17 protein-coding genes and 5 tRNA genes are annotated in these 18,697 nt (G+C 58.8%); 6 read left to right on the top strand and 16 right to left on the bottom strand.

Translation table 11 applies throughout. From position 1 onward, the window contains the following. Nucleotides 1-129 precede the first annotated feature (129 nt). The 10 genes from LOY56_RS09440 to uvrB form a co-directional block, all read right to left on the bottom strand. Nucleotides 130-1,089, bottom strand: a complete 960-nt coding sequence (locus tag LOY56_RS09440; protein WP_258621241.1) for a tRNA-dihydrouridine synthase — start codon at nucleotides 1,087-1,089, stop codon at nucleotides 130-132. 86 nt (nucleotides 1,090-1,175) lie between these two features. Then, complete coding sequence (locus tag LOY56_RS09435; RefSeq protein WP_258621240.1) at nucleotides 1,176-1,613, bottom strand: thioesterase family protein; 438 nt, start codon at nucleotides 1,611-1,613, stop codon at nucleotides 1,176-1,178. A gap of 48 nt (nucleotides 1,614-1,661) precedes the next feature. Then, nucleotides 1,662-2,495 carry an alpha/beta fold hydrolase gene (locus tag LOY56_RS09430; RefSeq protein ID WP_258621238.1) on the bottom strand — a complete coding sequence of 278 codons (834 nt, stop codon included), beginning with the start codon at nucleotides 2,493-2,495 and terminating at the stop codon, nucleotides 1,662-1,664. Nucleotides 2,496-2,525: 30 nt separating this feature from the next. Further along, nucleotides 2,526-3,065, bottom strand: a complete 540-nt coding sequence (locus LOY56_RS09425; protein WP_258621236.1) for a TetR/AcrR family transcriptional regulator — start codon at nucleotides 3,063-3,065, stop codon at nucleotides 2,526-2,528. Nucleotides 3,066-3,247: 182 nt separating this feature from the next. Beyond that, nucleotides 3,248-3,323 (bottom strand) — tRNA-Glu (locus LOY56_RS09420). Between the two features lie 80 nt (nucleotides 3,324-3,403). Next, a tRNA-Ala gene (locus LOY56_RS09415) sits at nucleotides 3,404-3,479 on the bottom strand. Nucleotides 3,480-3,532: 53 nt separating this feature from the next. Further along, nucleotides 3,533-3,608, bottom strand: a tRNA-Glu gene (locus tag LOY56_RS09410). A 79-nt stretch (nucleotides 3,609-3,687) separates the two neighbouring features. Further along, a tRNA-Ala gene (locus tag LOY56_RS09405) sits at nucleotides 3,688-3,763 on the bottom strand. Nucleotides 3,764-3,953: 190 nt separating this feature from the next. Beyond that, complete coding sequence (gltX, locus tag LOY56_RS09400; protein WP_258621234.1) at nucleotides 3,954-5,435, bottom strand: glutamate--tRNA ligase; 1,482 nt, start codon at nucleotides 5,433-5,435, stop codon at nucleotides 3,954-3,956. 226 nt (nucleotides 5,436-5,661) lie between these two features. Continuing rightward, nucleotides 5,662-7,677, bottom strand: coding sequence for an excinuclease ABC subunit UvrB (gene uvrB, locus LOY56_RS09395; protein ID WP_258621232.1), 2,016 nt, complete (start codon nucleotides 7,675-7,677; stop codon nucleotides 5,662-5,664). A 336-nt stretch (nucleotides 7,678-8,013) separates the two neighbouring features. Here uvrB and LOY56_RS09390 point away from each other — a divergent pair, with 336 nt between their 5' ends. Together LOY56_RS09390 and LOY56_RS09385 are read left to right on the top strand one after the other, a co-directional pair. After that, nucleotides 8,014-9,210 (top strand): amino acid aminotransferase, encoded by a 1,197-nt coding sequence (locus tag LOY56_RS09390; RefSeq protein ID WP_258621230.1) that lies wholly within the window; start codon nucleotides 8,014-8,016, stop codon nucleotides 9,208-9,210. A gap of 173 nt (nucleotides 9,211-9,383) precedes the next feature. Continuing rightward, nucleotides 9,384-9,584, top strand: coding sequence for a hypothetical protein (locus tag LOY56_RS09385; protein WP_007935214.1), 201 nt, complete (start codon nucleotides 9,384-9,386; stop codon nucleotides 9,582-9,584). Here the strand turns inward: LOY56_RS09385 and LOY56_RS09380 are convergent. Then, the gene (locus LOY56_RS09380) at nucleotides 9,581-9,811 is read right to left on the bottom strand and encodes a hypothetical protein (RefSeq protein WP_258621228.1); all 231 of its coding nucleotides are present in this window, start codon (nucleotides 9,809-9,811) and stop codon (nucleotides 9,581-9,583) included. The two genes, LOY56_RS09385 and LOY56_RS09380, sit on opposite strands and share 4 nt — an antisense overlap. Before the next feature lie 225 nt (nucleotides 9,812-10,036). Between LOY56_RS09380 and LOY56_RS09375 the strand changes: the two genes are divergently transcribed. After that, a tRNA-Asn gene (locus LOY56_RS09375) sits at nucleotides 10,037-10,112 on the top strand. Between the two features lie 123 nt (nucleotides 10,113-10,235). On the opposite strand, the gene LOY56_RS09370 is transcribed toward LOY56_RS09375, so the two are convergent. Then, a complete protein-coding gene (locus tag LOY56_RS09370) occupies nucleotides 10,236-11,753 on the bottom strand; it encodes a nucleobase:cation symporter-2 family protein (protein WP_258621226.1) in 1,518 nt (505 codons plus the stop codon). Nucleotides 11,754-12,009: 256 nt separating this feature from the next. Between LOY56_RS09370 and LOY56_RS09365 the strand changes: the two genes are divergently transcribed. Together LOY56_RS09365 and LOY56_RS09360 are read left to right on the top strand one after the other, a co-directional pair. Further along, nucleotides 12,010-12,291: a BrnT family toxin gene (locus LOY56_RS09365; protein ID WP_123720967.1), complete on the top strand. Its 282-nt coding sequence runs from the start codon at nucleotides 12,010-12,012 to the stop codon at nucleotides 12,289-12,291. Nucleotides 12,292-12,294: 3 nt separating this feature from the next. Then, nucleotides 12,295-12,639, top strand: coding sequence for a BrnA antitoxin family protein (locus LOY56_RS09360; RefSeq protein WP_258621224.1), 345 nt, complete (start codon nucleotides 12,295-12,297; stop codon nucleotides 12,637-12,639). A 60-nt stretch (nucleotides 12,640-12,699) separates the two neighbouring features. Here the strand turns inward: LOY56_RS09360 and LOY56_RS09355 are convergent, their stop codons facing one another. The 3 genes from LOY56_RS09355 to LOY56_RS09345 all read right to left on the bottom strand — a co-directional run bounded on the left by LOY56_RS09355 (nucleotide 12,700) and on the right by LOY56_RS09345 (nucleotide 16,153). Beyond that, nucleotides 12,700-13,539 carry an arylamine N-acetyltransferase gene (locus LOY56_RS09355; RefSeq protein ID WP_258621223.1) on the bottom strand — a complete coding sequence of 280 codons (840 nt, stop codon included), beginning with the start codon at nucleotides 13,537-13,539 and terminating at the stop codon, nucleotides 12,700-12,702. A gap of 113 nt (nucleotides 13,540-13,652) precedes the next feature. Beyond that, a complete protein-coding gene (gene xth, locus LOY56_RS09350; RefSeq protein ID WP_258621222.1) occupies nucleotides 13,653-14,447 on the bottom strand; it encodes an exodeoxyribonuclease III in 795 nt (264 codons plus the stop codon). A 134-nt stretch (nucleotides 14,448-14,581) separates the two neighbouring features. Further along, on the bottom strand, nucleotides 14,582-16,153 hold the full coding sequence (locus LOY56_RS09345; protein ID WP_258621221.1) for a GGDEF domain-containing protein: 1,572 nt from the start codon (nucleotides 16,151-16,153) through the stop codon (nucleotides 14,582-14,584). Nucleotides 16,154-16,446: 293 nt separating this feature from the next. Here LOY56_RS09345 and LOY56_RS09340 point away from each other — a divergent pair, with 293 nt between their 5' ends. Beyond that, complete coding sequence (locus tag LOY56_RS09340) at nucleotides 16,447-16,929, top strand: hypothetical protein (protein ID WP_258621220.1); 483 nt, start codon at nucleotides 16,447-16,449, stop codon at nucleotides 16,927-16,929. 3 nt (nucleotides 16,930-16,932) lie between these two features. Here the strand turns inward: LOY56_RS09340 and LOY56_RS09335 are convergent, their stop codons facing one another. Further along, nucleotides 16,933-18,684: a murein L,D-transpeptidase gene (locus LOY56_RS09335; protein WP_258621219.1), complete on the bottom strand. Its 1,752-nt coding sequence runs from the start codon at nucleotides 18,682-18,684 to the stop codon at nucleotides 16,933-16,935. Nucleotides 18,685-18,697: the final 13 nt, after the last annotated feature.

Raw genomic sequence — 18,697 nt, 5'->3', positions numbered from 1 at the left:
CTCCTGAACATAATCAGCAAGTTTTTTGTCTCCGCGACCCGATTTCGGCATCGCGTAATCCTTAAATAAGGACCGCTGATTGCTTTTCAAGAGATTTTTTTCAGATTTTTTTCATTTTTTTTAGTAGATTCAGGCCGCTTCAGACACCTGCAGGCCCAGTAAACGCGAGACATTATCCAGTTCGGTCTCACGACGCAGGACGGTGAACAGCTCTACCGCTTCGGGATAATTGCGGGTCAACATCGCCAGCCATTGCTTCAAGCGGCCCGGCGATTGACGCGGTGTCATCTGCGCTTTGGCTTGCAGCCAGAAGTCCTGAATCAGCGGCAGCAGCTCGGCCCAGGTCATCTCGATTACGTCTTCACCGGCGCGGGCGGCAGCGATTTGCCGGGCCAGATCCGGGCGCGATACCAGTCCACGACCGAGCATGATGTCTTCGACGCCGCTGATCTCGCGGCAACGACGCCAGTCTTCAACGCTCCAGATATCGCCGTTGGCAAACACCGGCACTTTGACCACGTCCTGCACCCGAGGGATCCATTCCCAGTGGGCTGGCGGCTTGTAGCCATCGGTCTTGGTCCGCGCGTGAACCACGATGTGCGCCGCGCCGCCTTCAGCCAGGGCCGTGGCACAAACCAGCGCACCGTCCGGACTGTCAAAACCGAGGCGCATCTTGGCGGTCACCGGGATATGCGCGGGTACGGCACGACGGACGTGTTCGACGATTTGGTTGAGCAGTTCAGGCTCTTTGAGCAGCACCGCGCCGCCACGGGATTTGTTGACGGTCTTGGCCGGGCAGCCAAAGTTCAGGTCGATGACCTCGGAACCCAACTCGCAGGCCAGTGCAGCGTTTTCCGCCAGGCACACAGGATCGGAGCCGAGCAGTTGCACCCGCAGCGGCACACCGGACGCGGTTCGGGCGTCAGTCAGCAGTTCCGGGCCGAACTTGTGGTAATAGGCAGGCGTGAGCAGCTGATCGTTGATCCGAATGAATTCGGTCACGCACCAATCAATACCGCCCACACGGGTCAGCACGTCCCGCAGGATGTTGTCGACCAACCCCTCCATGGGCGCCAAAGCAATTTGCATGAAAAACACACTCAACGAAAAACGTGCGGCAGTTTACTGGTTTCGGCGCGCAGAAGGTATTTCGTCAGACCGGACGAAGGCGTCAACTAGCCCGCGACTTGCAATGCCGGGCCGTAGCCCTCGATAAATTCCGCCGGCATGCGCTTGGGCTTGCCGGTCGACAGTTCGATGCACACGAAAGTGGTTTGCGCCCGCAGCAACGTTGTGTTGTCGCTGGGACGCTTCAACTGGAAGTGTCGGGTCATTTTCAGGCGTTGATCCCAATCGACGATCCAGGTCGCCAGTTGCAGTTCGTCGCCCTCATAGGCCGCCGCCAGGTAATCGATCTCGTGCCGCACCACCGCCATTGCCCGGTCCAGCCGTCGGTACTCGACCAGATCCAGCCCAAGCCGTTGCGAGTGGCGCCAGGCGCAGCGCTCGAGCCAGGTCACGTACACCGCGTTGTTCGCGTGGCCCAGCCCGTCGATGTCCTCGGCACCCACTTCCAGATCAATGATAAACGGCGTTGCCCGATCCCAGCCCATGCCCCACTCCCGGTCAGATTATTTCGACCGAGGCAGTGTAACGGATGCTCAGGCCGATTGGCGCGATTGCAGACTGCGACCGGCCAGCAACGAAAGAACGCCGTCGATCACCCGCGGATCGGCGAGCACCCGCTGATGCCCGCCCTCTTCCAGGCGCAACAGGCGGCTGTCGAACCAGGCTTCGTGGATCAATTGGGATTCCTTGACCGGAACAAAGTTGTCGTCCTCGGCATGAACGATCAGCCCCGGCATGTCGAGCTGATAGCGCGCAACATCCAGCGCAGCAGCGCGCATGCCGACGTCTTTCTCGACCTGGCGAATAAACACCGAACGCGCTTTGGGCGGCAGGCGCACATAGCGTGCGAACCCACGCAGTACCCCGAGAATTCGCGCCGGGGCGGCGATCGAGACCAGGGTTTCGGTGCGCAAGCCCAACTGAACCGCGAGCATGGCACTGGCGCCGCCCATGGAGTGACCGATCACCGCTTGCAGCGGCGGCAATTCAGCGGCCGCTTCGAGCATGGCCCGAGCGAACAGCACCACATTAGCCTCGCGACCAGGCGAACGACCGTGAGCCGGGCCGTCCAGGGCAACCACGGTGTAACCGGCATCGACCAGCGCCGTGATCAGCGCGGCAAACTGCGTTGGCCGGCCTTCCCAGCCGTGCATCAACAACACCGCCGGACCCTGGCCCCAGCGCAGCGCGGAGAGGCCGAAGCGCAATGTGATTCGTTCAGATTTCGCCAGCAGCGGCAATTCCCAATCACGCGGCGGTAATTCCCGCGGGGTCATGAATGCCAGGCGCATCTTGCTCGCCACCAACTTCGGCGCGAACCAGCCCAAGGTGCCATTAACGCCACGAACCCAGCTCAACGTGTTCATCGCCCATCTCCTCAGGCTGACGCCTTTAGGTCATAGCACCGCCGACTTGGCGGCGCGCAGCAATCGATCGGACAACTCTCCTGGCCCCAGCGCCCGCGCCAGAGCCAAACCACCGACCATCAAGGCCATATCAGCCAAGGCTTTGTCGGCCTCTTCCGGGCTGGCCGCCAACTGCGCGACCATCAACTCAACATGTTCATTCAACGCCACACGAAATTCGTCGGGCAGACGGCCCAGCTCGCCGACCGATGCCGGAATCGGGCACGCCTGCTCGGTGGAATCACGGTGTTTGCGCGACAGGTAGAACGCTGCGACCAACGCGCGACGCTCCTCACCGGTCAACGTGGCGTCCATACCGTCGATCAAGTCACGACGATGGCTGAGCAGCTGCTTGAACGCTTCCAACATCAATGCATCCTTGCTTTCGAAGTGTGCGTAGAAGCCGCCGACCGTCAGGCCGGCCGCGCCCATCACTTCGCCCACGCTCGGCTCAGCCGGGCCGCGCTGGATCAGCGCTGCACTGGCAGCCTTGAGGATGCGTTCGCGGGTTTGAGCTTTTTTATCGTTCATCGTTGCCTCCGAATATTACGAATAGAATATTATTCTCATAATAATTTTTCGCAAGTCGTGAATGCGACCGCTGGTCTGAAGAACAGTTTGAGGAAAAAGGAGAGTTGGCCAAATGCCAGACAAACAAAAGGGCCATTCAATAATTGAATGACCCTTATAAAATCCCGCAGAGCGGGTAATCGTGGCGTCCCCTAGGGGACTCGAACCCCTGTTACCGCCGTGAAAGGGCGGTGTCCTAGGCCACTAGACGAAGGGGACGCAAAACCTTCTATACAACTGATCAGTGCTGAGAGCTGATCGATTCAAGGCCGGTGTGGCCAGACCTTGAACTGTAAAATTGGTGGAGCTAGACGGGATCGAACCGTCGACCTCTTGCATGCCATGCAAGCGCTCTCCCAGCTGAGCTATAGCCCCGGATTTTTCGCCTCGCGGCGGAGCGACATCTTGCAATATCGCTTCTGTAAAACTGGCGTCCCCTAGGGGACTCGAACCCCTGTTACCGCCGTGAAAGGGCGGTGTCCTAGGCCACTAGACGAAGGGGACGCAAACCCTTCTATACAACTGATCAACGCTGAGTGTTGATCGCTTCAAGGCCGGTGTGGCCAGACCTTGAAGTGTAAATTGGTGGAGCTAGACGGGATCGAACCGTCGACCTCTTGCATGCCATGCAAGCGCTCTCCCAGCTGAGCTATAGCCCCTCATCGCTGAGGACGGGGCGAATCTTAATGGCGCATCGGAAGGCTGTCAAACTTATTTTTAACAATTTTCAAAATTTTTTGTCGCCATAACAATCACTTACCGCCCTCCCCCCGCAAATTCGGGAGAAGCGCCGAAGATCAGGATCAAAAGATCACAGCCTTCGGCAGCTCCAACAGAGTCAAACGCCGTTTAGGCGATATTGCCCAACAATTTTTCCCACTCCTTGTTTTCCTTCTTCGACACGCCGCCCAGCAGGTCGATAGCCTGGCGCAGACGGAAACGGGTCAGGTCCGGCCCGAGGATTTCCATCGCGTCGAGCACCGATACCGAGCTGGCCTGCCCCGTGATCGCGGCGAACATCAGCGGCATGGCATCACGCAGCTTCAATTCCAGTGATTCGACCACCGCCTGGATGGTTGCAGTGATGCTGTCCTTCTCCCACTGACGCAGGCTTTCCAGCTTCCACAGAATCAACTGCATCAACTGACGAACCTGATCGCCCGAGAGCTTCTTGGATTCGAACAGCTTGGCGTCCGGGTTCACGCCACCGGCGAAGAAGAAGCCGGCCAGCGGTGCGACCTGGCTGAAGGTTTCAACCCGGCCCTGCACGTGCGGTGCGATCTTCATCATGTACTCAGGGTTCAGTGCCCACTTTTGCAAACGAGCGGCGAACTCTTCCACTGGCAGGTCACGCAGCCACTGGCCGTTGAGCCACGACAGCTTCTCGATGTCGAAAATCGGCCCGCCGAGGGAAACGCGCTTCAGGTCGAAGTTGTCGACCATTTCCTGCAGCGAGAACTTCTCGCGCTCGTCCGGCATCGACCAACCCATGCGGCCCAGGTAGTTGAGCATTGCTTCCGGCATGAAGCCCATGCGCTCGTAGAAGGTCACCGAGGTCGGGTTCTTGCGCTTGGACAGCTTGCTCTTGTCCGGGTTACGCAGCAGCGGCATGTAGCACAGCTGCGGTTGTTCCCAGCCAAAGTATTCGTACAAGAGGATCAGTTTCGGCGCCGAAGGCAACCACTCTTCACCACGCAGAACGTGGGTAATGCCCATCAAGTGGTCATCGACCACGTTGGCCAGGAAGTACGTCGGCAGGCCGTCAGTCTTCATCAGCACTTGCATGTCCATGCGATCCCACGGGATCTCGACGTCGCCACGCAGCATGTCAGGCACTACGCACACGCCTTCGGTCGGCACTTTCATGCGGATGACGTGTGGCTCGCCGGCGGCCAGGCGGCGCGCGACTTCATCCGCAGAGAGCAACAGCGCACGGCCGTCGTAACGCGGGGTTTCGCCACGCGCCATTTGCTCGGCGCGCATCTGGTCCAATTCTTCGGCCGTGCAGAAGCACGGGAAGGCATGCCCCATGTCGACCAATTGCTGGCAGTACTTCTGATAGATGTCGCCGCGCTCGCTCTGACGGTAAGGACCGTGCGGGCCGCCGACGTCCGGGCCTTCGCTCCAGTCGATACCCAACCAGCGCAGGGCGTCGTAAATCTGCTGCTCGGACTCGCGGGTCGAACGCAGTTGGTCGGTGTCTTCGATCCGCAGGATGAACTCACCGCCATGCTGCTTGGCAAAGCAGTAGTTGAACAAAGCGATGTAAGCGGTACCTACGTGGGGGTCCCCGGTAGGCGATGGCGCGATGCGAGTGCGGACGGTGGTCATGGCATGTCTCGAAAAGAATAAAAGCGAAGATCAAACAAGAGGCGAATGGTAACAGGCGATAGCCGCCCGGCTCCAGTGAGTGGGGTATTTAAGAAGATTGATGTCGGGGTTGCAGGCCGGGGAAGCGCTTTGGATCGTGGCGCGCCTTTCGCGGGCAAGCCTCGCTCCTACAGGACCGTAGGAGCGAGGTTTGCCCGCGAAGAGACCTTCACAGACAACACAAAGATCAAACGACCAACAACCGCTCCCGCAGCTTGCCGATTTCGTCGCGCAACTGCGCCGCGGCTTCGAATTCCAGATCGCGGGCGAGTTGGTACATCTTTTCTTCCAACTGACGAATGCGTTTGCTGATCTCGCTCGGCGAGCGCAGTTCGGCCTCGTACTTGGCACTTTCCTCGGCGGCCTTGGCCATGCCTTTGCGCTTCTTGCTGCGCGAACCCGGCACGACCGCGCCTTCCATGATGTCGGCGACGTCCTTGAACACCCCCTTGGGCGTGATGCCATTGGCTAGGTTGAAGGCGATCTGCTTGTCGCGACGACGCTCGGTCTCGCCGATCGCCCGCTCCATGGAGCCGGTGATGCGATCCGCATACAGAATCGCCCGCCCATTGAGGTTGCGCGCCGCCCGGCCGATGGTCTGGATCAGTGAGCGTTCGGAACGCAGGAAACCTTCCTTGTCCGCGTCGAGAATCGCCACCAGCGAGACTTCCGGCATGTCCAGGCCTTCACGCAGAAGGTTGATCCCCACCAGCACATCGAAGACGCCGAGACGCAAGTCACGGATAATTTCGACCCGCTCCACGGTGTCGATGTCCGAGTGCAGATAACGCACGCGCACGCCGTGGTCAGCCAGGTAATCGGTCAAGTCTTCGGACATGCGCTTGGTCAGCGTGGTGACCAGTACCCGCTCTTCCAGGGCCACGCGTTTGGTGATTTCCGAGAGCAGGTCGTCGACCTGAGTCAATGCCGGACGGATTTCGATTTGCGGGTCCACCAGACCGGTCGGTCGCACCAATTGCTCGACCACTCGGCCAGCGTGCTCCGCCTCGTAATTGCCCGGCGTGGCCGAGACAAAAATCGTTTGGGGGCTGATGCTTTCAAATTCATCGAAACGCATCGGCCGGTTATCCAGGGCCGAGGGCAGGCGAAAACCGTATTCCACCAGCGTTTCTTTACGCGAACGGTCGCCCTTATACATGGCGCCGACTTGCGGCACGCTGACGTGGGATTCGTCGATCACCAGCAAGGCATCGGCCGGCAGATAATCGAACAAAGTAGGCGGCGCCTGGCCGGACTCACGGCCCGACAGGTAGCGCGAGTAGTTTTCGATGCCGTTGCAGTAACCCAGTTCGAGGATCATCTCCAGGTCGAAACGGGTGCGCTGCTCCAGTCGCTGGGCTTCCACCAATTTATTGTTGGAACGCAGGTATTCCAGGCGCTCCTGCAATTCGACCTTGATCCCTTCGATAGCCTCGAGCAGGGTTTCGCGCGGCGTCACGTAGTGGCTCTTCGGATAGAAGGTGAAACGCGGCAGTTTGCGAATGACTTCACCGGTCAGCGGGTCGAAGGCGGACAGGCTCTCCACTTCGTCATCGAACAGCTCGATGCGGATCGCTTCGAAATCGGATTCCGCCGGGTGGATATCAATCACATCGCCACGCACCCGGAAGGTCGCCCGGGCAAAGTCCATGTCGTTGCGGGTGTATTGCAGGTCGGCCAGGCGACGCAGCAGCGCGCGCTGGTCGAGCTTGTCGCCGCGATCGACGTGCAACACCATCTTCAAATAGGTTTCCGGACTGCCCAGACCGTAGATGCACGATACCGTGGTGACGATGATCGCGTCCTTGCGCTCCAGCAGCGCCTTGGTTGCAGACAGGCGCATCTGCTCGATGTGGTCGTTGATCGAGGCATCCTTCTCGATGAAGGTGTCGGACGACGGTACGTAGGCTTCGGGCTGGTAGTAGTCGTAATAGGAGACGAAGTATTCAACCGCGTTGTTCGGGAAGAACGCCTTGAATTCGCCATACAACTGCGCGGCCAGCGTCTTGTTGGGCGCCAGCACCAGCGTCGGGCGCTGTATCTGGGCGATCACGTTGGCGATGCTGAAGGTCTTGCCCGAGCCCGTCACACCGAGCAACGTCTGGTGCGCCAGCCCGGCCTCAATGCCCTCGACCATCAGGCGGATGGCTTCCGGCTGATCGCCGGCGGGCTCGAAGCGAGTGACTAGCTGGAATTCAGACATAACTACCTCTGGGTTCGCATCTGCACGGCTGACCGGGCACGAACGAAAAAGACCGCAAACGACCGAGGTCGCCCGAAGAAAAAACTGGATTACGCTCAATGTGGAGCCGATTGCCATCGCTTTCAAGGCAAACGTCCTACATCGACTAGATCCTTTGACGACACCGCTCGACCAACGACCGAAAAATAATTCGAAAAACTTACCGTAAAAGCCGAATCCCCTGTCGCCATCAATCATTAATGGCCTCTATACTAGCTCCCCGTTTGTGCACCGCTCTAGTGCATTCGGCTGGAGCGCGACACGTCCCTCCACACTCCATTCAGAGCCGCCGCAATAATGAGCCTGTTCTCCGCTGTCGAAATGGCACCACGCGATCCAATCCTGGGCCTCAACGAAGCATTCAATGCCGATACCCGCACCAACAAGGTCAACCTGGGGGTTGGTGTTTACTGCGACGAGGAGGGGCGAATTCCACTCCTGCGCGCCGTTGTCGAAGCCGAGACGATTCGCGCCGCTCAACACGTTTCCCGTGGCTACCTGCCGATCGACGGCATCGCTGCCTACGACCAGGCCGTGCAAAAACTGCTGTTCGGCAATGATTCGCCGCTGATCGCCGCTGGCCGGGTTATCACCACCCAAGCTGTCGGCGGTACCGGCGCGCTGAAAATCGGTGCCGACTTCCTCAAGCAACTGTTGCCGAACGCCGTCGTGGCAATCAGCGACCCGAGCTGGGAAAACCACCGCGCACTGTTCGAAACCGCCGGTTTCCCGGTGCAGAACTATCGCTACTACGACGCCGCCACCCACGACGTTAACCGCGCCGGCCTGCTGGAAGACCTGAACGCCCTGCCGTCCGGCTCTATCGTTGTGCTGCACGCTTGCTGCCACAACCCGACCGGCGTGGACCTGAGCCCGGCGGACTGGAAAAACGTGCTGGAAGTCGTGAAAGCGAAAGGTCACGTGCCGTTCCTCGACATGGCCTACCAGGGCTTTGGCGACGGTATCGATGAAGACGCCGCGGCCGTGCGTCTGTTCGCCGAATCGGACCTGACCTTCTTCGTTTCCAGCTCGTTCTCCAAATCTTTCTCGCTGTACGGCGAGCGCGTGGGCGCCCTGTCGATCGTCAGCGAGTCGAAAGAAGAAAGCGCGCGCGTACTGTCGCAAGTCAAACGCGTGATCCGCACCAACTACTCCAACCCGCCGACCCACGGTGCAAGCATCGTCGCCGCGGTGCTGAACAGCCCGGTCCTGCGCGCCCAGTGGGAAGAAGAACTGGCAGAAATGCGCCTGCGGATTCGCGGCATGCGCATCCAGATGGTCGACCTGCTGGCGAAAAACGCTCCACAGCGTGATTTCAGTTTCGTCGGCCGCCAGCGCGGCATGTTCTCCTACTCCGGCCTGACGGTTGAGCAGGTAACCCGTCTGCGCAGCGAGTTCGGCATCTACGCCCTGGACACCGGCCGCATCTGCGTCGCCGCGCTGAACCAGAGCAACATCGATGCCGTGACCAAGGCCATCGTTCAGGTGATCTGAGTCTTCGCGTGATTGAAAACGGGAAGCCATGTGGCTTCCCGTTTTTTGTTTGTCTTTGATAATTCCCAGTTCGGCGACCGGTCGCTCTAGACTGCACGCAGATCAAAATGTGGGACCGGCGATGCGGCGACCCCATAGGTTATGAGTACACCCGAGAATTCTTGAGAACCCACATGAAAAACGATGACTTACGCGCCGACCGCGACGAGCTGGACCACTTTGTGCCCCGCTCCTCGGCCAAGCGCGGTAATAACCTGGTGCTGCAAGTGGCTGCGGGCGTGTTTCTTGGCGGCCTGGCGTTGTGGCTGGTGCAACTGGCCGCCACGATGCTGTACGCCAAGCTGATGCTCGGCACCATTACCTTCGGCGGTTAAGCCAATTCGGTTGCACGCTGGCTGGCTGCGTCGTCATAGGCCACATAAAGCGACTCGGCCACCTGGCTTTTGATCGCCTTGGTGCTTTCCAGGCCCAAGACAAAACCTTCGGCCTTGCCGCCTGCGCGGCTCAATTCATCAGCGGTGCTGGCCTGAGTGATTGCGTCGAACAGTTTCTCGGCGTGCGGGCCAACGCCTTTGGGTAGGCTGATCTGAGCGATGCTCATGCGAACACCCCACTGTTTTGAGGTGTGAGGATTGGGTGATTCATGGCGCATACCTTTTCGGCTGAGGGCCGGCAGCGCGTGTCACCACTTCCGGGCGACCATGGTAGACCTCTACCGCGATTCTGGTAACCGCCAATGACCGATAACCCCCTCTGATCCGATGAAAACATCAAACCGCCAACAGAGGCTTGACTTCTCTTTTTGAATCAGTAACATAGACGCCATTCCGCGATAGCTCAGTTGGTAGAGCAAGTGACTGTTAATCACTGGGTCCCTGGTTCGAGTCCAGGTCGTGGAGCCAGACAGCAAAATCGAAAAGCCCCAGAATCGAAAGGTTCAGGGGCTTTTTTGTGCTCGCCATAAAGTCAAAAGATCGCAGGCTGCGATCTTTTGACTTTACCTGCCTTTTTATCGGGTACCGCCGTCAGACATGCTCACTGCTTTTCGCATGCGCCGCCCGCGGCTCTGTATGTCCATGCTCTGCCTCCACCACCGGAATCTCATTCACGTCGCAGTCACGCAGCTTGCCTTCGCTGAAGTAATCCCCCTCCCGCAACGCCGCCAGGTCCTGATAACGCAAGACACGCTCGGTACCGGCCGCAAACACCGATTGTTGATCCGAGTTGCCGGCCGTGAGGTGGTTGAAGGTCAGGTTCAGGACGATGGCCATGATCGCCGAGGAGCTGATGCCCGAGTGGAAGATTGTCGCGAACCAGCTGGGGAAGTGGTCGTAGAAGTTCGGAGCGGCGATGGGGATCATGCCGAAGCCGATGGAGGTGGCGACGATGATCAGGTTGACGTTGTTGCGGTAGTCGACCTTGGACAGCGTCCGAATGCCACTGGCCGCCACGGTGCCGAACAGCACAATGCCGGCGCCGCCGAGCACGGAGGTCGGCACGGCGGCGATAACCCGCCCCATGAACGGCAGCAATCCAAGCACCACCAGGAACACCCCACCGGTGGCCACCACGAAACGGCTCTTGATCCCGGTTACCGCTACCAGCCCGACGTTCTGGGCGAAGGCGCTCTGGGTGAAGGAACCGAAGATCGGCGCGACCATGCTCGACAGCATGTCGGCGCGCAGGCCGTTGCCCAAGCGTTTGGAATCGACCTTGGTGCCGATGATTTCACCGACGGCCAGGATGTCGGCGGAGGTTTCCACCAGGGTCACCATGATCACAATGCACATCGACAGAATCGCGGCGAAGTGGAAGGTGGGCATGCCGAAATGAAACGGTGCCGGGAAGCCGAACATCGGGCCTTGGGTGACGGACGAGAAATCCGCCATGCCGAGGACCACGGCAATGAGCGTGCCGATGACCATGGCCAAGAGAATCGACAAACGGGAGATGGTCGCACTGCCGATTTTGCTCAGCAGCAGTACCAGCACCAGCGTCACCGCCGCCAGACCGATGTTTGCCATGCTGCCGAAGTCCGGGGCATGGCTGTTGCCGCCCATGGCCCAGCGTGCGGCCACCGGCATCAGCGTCAGGCCGATAGTGGTGATCACAATGCCCGTCACCAGCGGCGGAAAGAACTTGGTGATTCGCGAGAACACCGGCGTGATCAGCAAGCCGATCAGCGACGCGGCAATCACCGCCCCGAGAATCGACTGAAAGCCGCCCTCCCCACCACTGCTGACAATCGCCACCATGGTCGCAACGCCGGAGAACGACACACCCTGCACCAGCGGTAACTGACAACCGAAAAACGGTAAACCCAGGGTCTGCAGCAACGTCGCCAGCCCCCCTGCAAACAATGAAGCAGCAATCAACAAACCGATGTCCGCCGGCGAGAGCCCGGCCGCTTGGCCGATGATCAAAGGCACCGCGACGATACCGCCATACATGGTCAGAACGTGTTGCAGGCCGTAAGCCATATTCGCGCCGATCCCGAGATTCTCATCCTCGGGCCGTTGTTGTGAAACATGGGGCGTTTTCATGGTTGGGGGGGGTTCCCTGGTTTTTGTTGTGCGCACACTGTATTCAATAGTCAGGACAAATGTCTATAGAGTTGTATACAACCAGCTAGTCAAATTATGGACAGATGTTCACACCGCCCTTTAGCCATAGAGCCCCCAGCCTAAAAAACTCTTGAAATACATCCTTCCTCCCCTTTCCCTCCCCACCGCTAATCTTTTGCTTTCCAAGCGACCGCCGGCACGGCCGCCTCTCGCTTATACATATAAAGTATGCATAATGAAGTCATTCGAAATTCAGTACCACAAGGCAAAGAACGCGGCCAACAAACTAAAGCATCAAGGCGTCAGCCTCGCAGAGACAGAACCCGTGTTTTATGACGAACGAGCGCTGACGCTTCAGGACAACCACCATGATGAGCCGCGATGGATCATCATCGGGCTGGATGCCAAAGGTCGACTGCTGGTCGTTGCATACACCTACCGCGACCCGAATTTCGTGCGAATCATTTCCGCGCGCATCGCCACCAAAAACGAGCGTCGCCACTATATGGAGGCTTGACCGATGAAAGATGAATACGACTTCAGCAACGCCAAGCGTGGAGCGGTTGCCTCCAGCAAAGGCAAGACCCGAATCACCATCATGCTCGATGATGTCGTCATAGAGGCCGCGCGTGCGTCGGCAGAAAGCGAGGGGTATGGCTACCAGACGGTGATCAACAATACGTTGCGCCAGGCATTGCTCAGCGACACAAGCAAAACGGCGAAGCCCGATCAGAACACTGCTGTTACCGATGTCGGGCATTTCAAAAAAGGCATCACCGCCTCCGAGCTGAAAAGCCTGGAAAAAAAATTGTCAGAGGCCCTCAGCGAAATCCATCATGTGATGGAGCTTGAAGTTCGCTCCTAGACACAACACCGACCAAAAGCAAAAGGGGCGAATGGATCAGATCCGCCCCTTCGCGAGTGCTCAATTTGCCTGTGATACAGGCCCAATCAACCGGTCAAGTACCCGCTTCAATACCTCCTGCGCCGGCACACGAATTCCGAATTCACTTTCCAGCAACCCAATCAACTCCTGCGCATCCGTCACCTCACGCCGCTCGCTGGCGGTGCCCATGCGATGAATGGCAAAACTGCCATTGTTCAGCGTCCGCCGCCATCCCTCCCCGGTCCGCGCCACCATCAATTGTTTGAGAAAGGACGATTCGGGATAGGTCGAGACGTACCAGTTGCCGAGGGTGTAATCGATGTCTTCCTGACGCTGCAGATCGAAGATGTACATCGCCCGCCATTCACCGCCGACGTTGGCGCGCAGGGTGTAGCCGTCGGCGTGCGGTTCGATGCGATAGGGTTCGTGAGGGGTGAACTGCTCGGCGTCGGTATCCAGCATTAGCGGTGCGGTGGGCACCATACCGCCGAAGCCGACGTCGGTGATGTAGCGCACGCCGTCGAGGGTCACCAGGCTCAAGCGGTGGGTGCGAGCGGTCCATGCGCCTTCGGGCTGACCCATGACCACGCGACCGGTGATGCCACGTGCGTCGAAGCCCAGTGCCTGAAGCAAGGCCAGGAACAGGTTGTTGAGCTCATAGCAGTAGCCACCACGACCGTCGTGCAGGACTTTCTGCTCTATGGACGGCAGATCGATGAGCACCGGTTCGCCCAATAACGTGGTGAGGTTTTCGAACGGGAAGGCACCCGTGTGACGCAGTTGCAGTTGGCGCAGGGTTTCCAGGGTCGGCGCCGGGGGCGCATCGAAGCCCAGGCGCTGCAGGTACAGCGCAAGATTTTTCAGTCGTGTCTCGCTCATCGCTCAATCCTTTATGCAGAGGTCCGCGGATCGCTCCGCCGATGGGCGCCATGTATAAGGGAAAACACGGTCGGACTGACAATTGATTTAGCCAATCGCCGCACACGCCAAGACTATCGACGCTTGCGCGAACCCAATCGAATCCATGTCGGCGCATGATCGCTGGCATGAGGTTCGTTGCGAACCCAGGCATCAACGCCGGCCTCTTGCAGGTAAGGACTCAGTGCCGGGTTGAGCAGCAAATGATCGATTCGCAACCCCGAGTTTTTCTGCCAGTGCTGACGGAAATAATCCCAGAAGGTGTAGATCCGCTCCTCTGGATACAGATAACGCAGAGAATCGGTCCAACCCTGATCCAGCAGCCGCTGATAACACGCACGGCTCTCGGGTTGCAGCAGCGCGTCCTTGAGCCAGGAGCGCGGGTTGTAGATGTCCAGATCAGTGGGCACCACGTTGTAATCGCCGGCCAGCACCACAGGATGGTCGCTGCTCTGTAGGTCCTTGGCGTGCGAGATCAGCCGCTCGAACCACGCCAGTTTGTAATCGAACTTCGGTCCCGGCTGCGGATTGCCATTGGGCAGGTACAGACAACCCACTAGAACCCCATGCACGGCAGCTTCCACGTAACGGCTATGGGTATCGCTGTCATCACCCGGCAAACCGCGCCGGCTCTCCAGCGGTTGCGCATCACGCGCCAGAATCGCCACCCCGTTCCACGACACCTGGCCGTGCCAGACGGCGCCATACCCGGCCGCCTCCAGTTCGGCGACGGGGAACGCGCCGTCGACCGATTTAAGTTCTTGCAAGCAGGCGATGTCTGGCTGTTCTCGCGCAAGCCAGGCCAGCAGATTCGGCAAGCGGGCGCGCAGGCCGTTGACGTTGAAGGTGGCGATTTTCAGGTTCTTCATGATCCGACGCTCGCAACGGATTGGGCGGTATCCAGTTGTGACCGGGCAGCGCCATGGCAGTTGCCGCGGCGAGTAAATCAGGCGACTAAAGGCGCGAGGCTTGCAGTGGGTGATCCTCCCGAAGGAGGAAAGCTTCAGCGGTCGGAGCGCATCAGTGCCTCGACACCTCCTTCCATGGACAACACCGCCGAACGATTTCGTCCCGAATGTTTAGCCTGATACAGCGCCGCATCCGCGCGCTTGATCAACATTTCCGTGCTGTCATGCCCCGTGGGCACAAACGAATAACAGCCTAGGCTGACCGTCACGTAGCCCGTAGGTGAGCCGCTGTGGATGATGCTCTTGTCCATGACGCCGCGACGGATCTGTTCGGCGATCGTCAGCGCACCGTGGATATCGGTATCGGGCAGCAACACTGCAAACTCCTCACCGCCATAGCGCACCGCCAGATCGACGGTGCGATGACAGCAACTCTTCAGCGCTCGCGCCACTTCAGCCAGGCAATGGTCCCCGGCCACATGACCGTAGGTGTCGTTATAGCGCTTGAAATAGTCGATATCGAGCATGATCAAGCTCAGCGGACTCAAGCGTCGGGCACCGCGTCCAAACTCGGCCTCCAGCGCCCGCTCGAACAATCGACGGTTGGCCAACCCGGTCAGGCTGTCGTGGGTGGCGATCAATTCCAGGGTTTTCTGCGCCTGGCGCAAATCGGCCTCGATCCGCTCGCCTGCTCGAACCTGATGAACGAACACCCAACCGAACAACCCCACGCCGAGGATGACCAGAGCGACGATCACACTGGATTGGATGGCCGTGTCACACCAGTCCTTGAGGATCGCATCCCTGGACGCCGCCGCCGCGACCACCACTGGATAGGTATCGAGCTGACGATAACCATACAAGCGGACAATGCCATCCACCACCGAATCAATCATGGCGTTGCCTGATGTCGCATTGGGCAGAAGTTTTTGAAAAATTTCGCCCTGGGCCAATGACGTGCCGATCTGCGATTCCACAAAAGGTCGTCTCGCCAGCAGTGTTCCATCGGTCAACGCCAAAAACATTGCGCCGTTGTCATCGAGGCTGAAGCTTTTGAAGAATTGATCGAAGCACGACATCTTGATTCCAGCGAGCAATACGCCCTGGAAATTGCCGTTCTGATCGTTGATTCGCCTGGAAACCGGAATGATCCACTCGCCATTCTCCCGACTGCGAATCGCCGGGCCGATGTGTGCCCGGGACGATATGTTCTGCTGGTGAAACCTGAAGTATTCCCGATCCGCCACACCTGGGCCACGAGGCAGATTGTCGAACGACGTCACGACCCATTGCCCCTGTCTGTCGAACAGGAATATCCCGTGCAACTGATGCAGTGTCTGCACTCGCCGCGAAAAGTTATTTTGCATGCGGGGCGTCTGGGCAGCGTCGAAGCCCTCAGCCTGAATCCCGTCCACCAGACTGGTCAGCACCAGATCGGCTTTCATAAAGGTGTCTTCGGCCTGCTGCGCCATGGCCCGGGTCAGGTTCGACGAAGAAACCTCGGCCAACGCCAGATCGTGTCGACGCGATTGCTCCAGTTGCAGGTACAGCAGCCCACAAAGGCAGAGGCACACCGCGGCAATAAACAGCACTGCGGCTTTGAGCAGGGGCAACCGCTTCAAGGCACCACCGGATGCGGGATGTAAATCGGGAAGGGGGATAGGCAAAAAGCGCGTCCTGAAGGGTAGGCATGGGCAGAGGCCCAAACCCCTATTTTTTTGTGCGCTTAGTCTACGGGGTTGGGCGAGGTAAGCGCAGAGCTGGGGGGATAAATGGTTCCGCTACTTAACTGACAGACATTATCCCCGATGAAATCGACCGTCAATTCGGGATGATCGATTGGCCCGGCAAAGAGCCGAAGAATGGTTTTGTCACGCGCTGTTTCAATCACATGACGCATGGCAAAACTGCACTACCTTGAAGAAGCTACGATTAACTGACATCAGCACAGGAAATCGATATGAGTAAAGCAGACGAGCTCGCCGAGAAGCTGAAACAATCCCGGCCAACCAGTACCGACGCGACCATCGCCGATCAGGCCATCGACAGCTGGCCCGCCCAGGTCTACGAGCTGTATCACCAGATTGAAGCCTGGCTGCAGCCACTGATCGAAGTGGGCCTGAAGCTGCGACGCAATTCCACTCACGTGTTCGAGAGGGCTCCGGACGGGGCGAGTTACGATTACGCCATCGACCAACTGCTGATCGAAGGCAACCACCACAGCATCACCTTCGACCCTGTCGCTCGCTTCACCGCCGACGGTGCCGGGCGGATCGAGATTCACTCGACAGGCAAGGAACTCGCCCTGTTGCGAACCGTGGACGAACACGGCGGAACGCAGTGGTGGCTTCAGGCGATCGAGCAATCCGGACAACAACCGGATGCGATCGCACTGACCGAACACAACCTGCTCTTGGCGGTGCAAGAAGGGTTGGGGCTTTAAGCTTTACAGCTTGTTCTGCCCCACCGCCATCGAGGGAGGCGCCGCTCGCCTCCCGTCCAGCGTTGGCCGTTCCGAAGGCAGATTCAGCGCCCGTAACACCGGGTTATCGTACCCATACACATCTGGTTTGAACGTCACTCGCCCGTCAAGACTCAGGTCTACCGTCCAATAGGCCAACAGCACCGGCACTTTCACGGGGAGCCGGATGTTCTCTGTCTTGCCGTTGGCTAACTGCTTTTGAATCCCGGCGCTGTCCCAGCGAACCGGGTCATTGAACAACAGCTCCACTAATTGCAGCGGGTTTTCTACCCGAATACAGCCAGAACTGGTCGCGCGATTGGATTGCGCAAACAACTCGCGATGCGGTGTGTCGTGCAGATAAATCGCATAGTCATTGGGAAAGCGAATGACCACCTGCCCCAGCGAGTTATCCGACCCTGCATCCTGACGCAGCGTAAGGCCGCGCGGGTTGTCCCAATCGACGGTCAACGGGTCGAGCACATTGCCTTCCCGATCGATCACGCGAATCCGGTTTGCATCGAGGTAGCCGGGATTGTTGCGAATCTTCGGCAGCATATCCTTAACCAGAATGGTCGGCGGCACGGTCCAGGTCGGATTGAACGTGACGTAGGTGATCTCGGATTGAAAAATCGGTGTGCTGCGATACGGTTTACCCACCTGCACCCGGGAGCGCCATATCAGCTTGCCATCACGATAGAACGAAACCTTGTACCCGGCGATGTCGACGATGACAAAGGTGCCCTGAAGTTTGTACAGCAGCCAGCGCGCCCGCTCCATGTTCACGCGGACCTGGTCGATTCGCGCCTCGACCGGCACATTCAGCGCCGCGAGTGTCGCCGGCCCCGCCACACCATCCGCCCCTAGATATTGCTCAGCCTGATACTTCTTCACCGCCGCCATGACGGTGTCGTCGTAGTCGGAGCGCGCGTTCATTTTCGCGGTTAGATAACCACCCGCCACTAAACGAGCTCGCAATTGCGCAACCGAGGCGTCGTCCATGCCGGGCCTGAGGGTCTGCCCTGCTGGAATCTTTGGCCAGCCACCACTGTCCCGAACCCTGCGCAGTTGCGCCAGCCCCTGTCGCAACGTGCCATAAATCGCTTCTTGTGGCGGCGCCTGGGCGAACGCACGCGCGACCTCATGGCTGTCGAGGGCGGCGAAGAAAAGATTGACGTCCTCCCGAGGATCGATGCCGACCGGGTCGAAATTCCAATGGATGTCCAGCCGCGAAGGGTCGACCTTGCCGCGCCGCAACTGCAGCAGCGCCGTGATGAACGTCTGGGTCGCCGAGATATCAAAAGCTGCCTGCTGCCCGGGGGTTGGCGCCGTTGTCTGCATCGAGTTTCTGGCCGTGACCAGTTCGGCAATTCGAAAATCCTCGGGGTCCAGGCCATCAACCCCGGTGTCACTCAGGCTTTTCAATAACTGGACGACATCGTCATCGTCCGTCCAGGCGGCGCGATAGCCACGATGGCTATAAAAATCCAGCACAGCTCGGTTAACGTCGACCCGTTGATGACGCGGCGAGGTGAGCAACGGGGGAAACGCCGAACTCAATGGCGCCAACGCAGCCTGAATCGCCTGACCAACGTAATCGCCAGGCGCTGCCTCCGCGACCACGCTAATGGGAGATGGCGGCTCAATCGGCGAAGTTTCCGCAATTGCCATGCCGCTTATCAGAAAGCCCATAAAAAATATGCGGCTTATGACGAATAACCTTGTTAACTGCCCCATGGATAATCCTTAA

This window comes from Pseudomonas sp. B21-048 (assembly GCF_024748615.1).
In the GTDB taxonomy this organism is placed as follows: domain Bacteria; phylum Pseudomonadota; class Gammaproteobacteria; order Pseudomonadales; family Pseudomonadaceae; genus Aquipseudomonas.
The sequence above is the reverse complement of the archived record's forward strand: the minus strand, read 5'-3'. Positions and strand labels throughout refer to the sequence as shown.

Excerpts from the sequence above, each read along its gene's own strand:
- LOY56_RS09440 (WP_258621241.1), bottom strand. The coding sequence starts at position 1,089 with ATGCAAATTGCTTTGGCGCCCATGGAGGGGTTGGTCGACAACATCCTG.
- LOY56_RS09435 (WP_258621240.1), bottom strand. The coding sequence starts at position 1,613 with ATGGGCTGGGATCGGGCAACGCCGTTTATCATTGATCTGGAAGTGGGT.
- LOY56_RS09430 (WP_258621238.1), bottom strand. The coding sequence starts at position 2,495 with ATGAACACGTTGAGCTGGGTTCGTGGCGTTAATGGCACCTTGGGCTGG.
- LOY56_RS09425 (WP_258621236.1), bottom strand. The coding sequence starts at position 3,065 with ATGAACGATAAAAAAGCTCAAACCCGCGAACGCATCCTCAAGGCTGCC.
- gltX (WP_258621234.1), bottom strand. The coding sequence starts at position 5,435 with ATGACCACCGTCCGCACTCGCATCGCGCCATCGCCTACCGGGGACCCC.
- uvrB (WP_258621232.1), bottom strand. The coding sequence starts at position 7,677 with ATGTCTGAATTCCAGCTAGTCACTCGCTTCGAGCCCGCCGGCGATCAG.
- LOY56_RS09390 (WP_258621230.1), top strand. The coding sequence starts at position 8,014 with ATGAGCCTGTTCTCCGCTGTCGAAATGGCACCACGCGATCCAATCCTG.
- LOY56_RS09385 (WP_007935214.1), top strand. The coding sequence starts at position 9,384 with ATGAAAAACGATGACTTACGCGCCGACCGCGACGAGCTGGACCACTTT.
- LOY56_RS09380 (WP_258621228.1), bottom strand. The coding sequence starts at position 9,811 with ATGAGCATCGCTCAGATCAGCCTACCCAAAGGCGTTGGCCCGCACGCC.
- LOY56_RS09370 (WP_258621226.1), bottom strand. The coding sequence starts at position 11,753 with ATGAAAACGCCCCATGTTTCACAACAACGGCCCGAGGATGAGAATCTC.
- LOY56_RS09365 (WP_123720967.1), top strand. The coding sequence starts at position 12,010 with ATGAAGTCATTCGAAATTCAGTACCACAAGGCAAAGAACGCGGCCAAC.
- LOY56_RS09360 (WP_258621224.1), top strand. The coding sequence starts at position 12,295 with ATGAAAGATGAATACGACTTCAGCAACGCCAAGCGTGGAGCGGTTGCC.
- LOY56_RS09355 (WP_258621223.1), bottom strand. The coding sequence starts at position 13,539 with ATGAGCGAGACACGACTGAAAAATCTTGCGCTGTACCTGCAGCGCCTG.
- xth (WP_258621222.1), bottom strand. The coding sequence starts at position 14,447 with ATGAAGAACCTGAAAATCGCCACCTTCAACGTCAACGGCCTGCGCGCC.
- LOY56_RS09340 (WP_258621220.1), top strand. The coding sequence starts at position 16,447 with ATGAGTAAAGCAGACGAGCTCGCCGAGAAGCTGAAACAATCCCGGCCA.
- LOY56_RS09335 (WP_258621219.1), bottom strand. The coding sequence starts at position 18,684 with ATGGGGCAGTTAACAAGGTTATTCGTCATAAGCCGCATATTTTTTATG.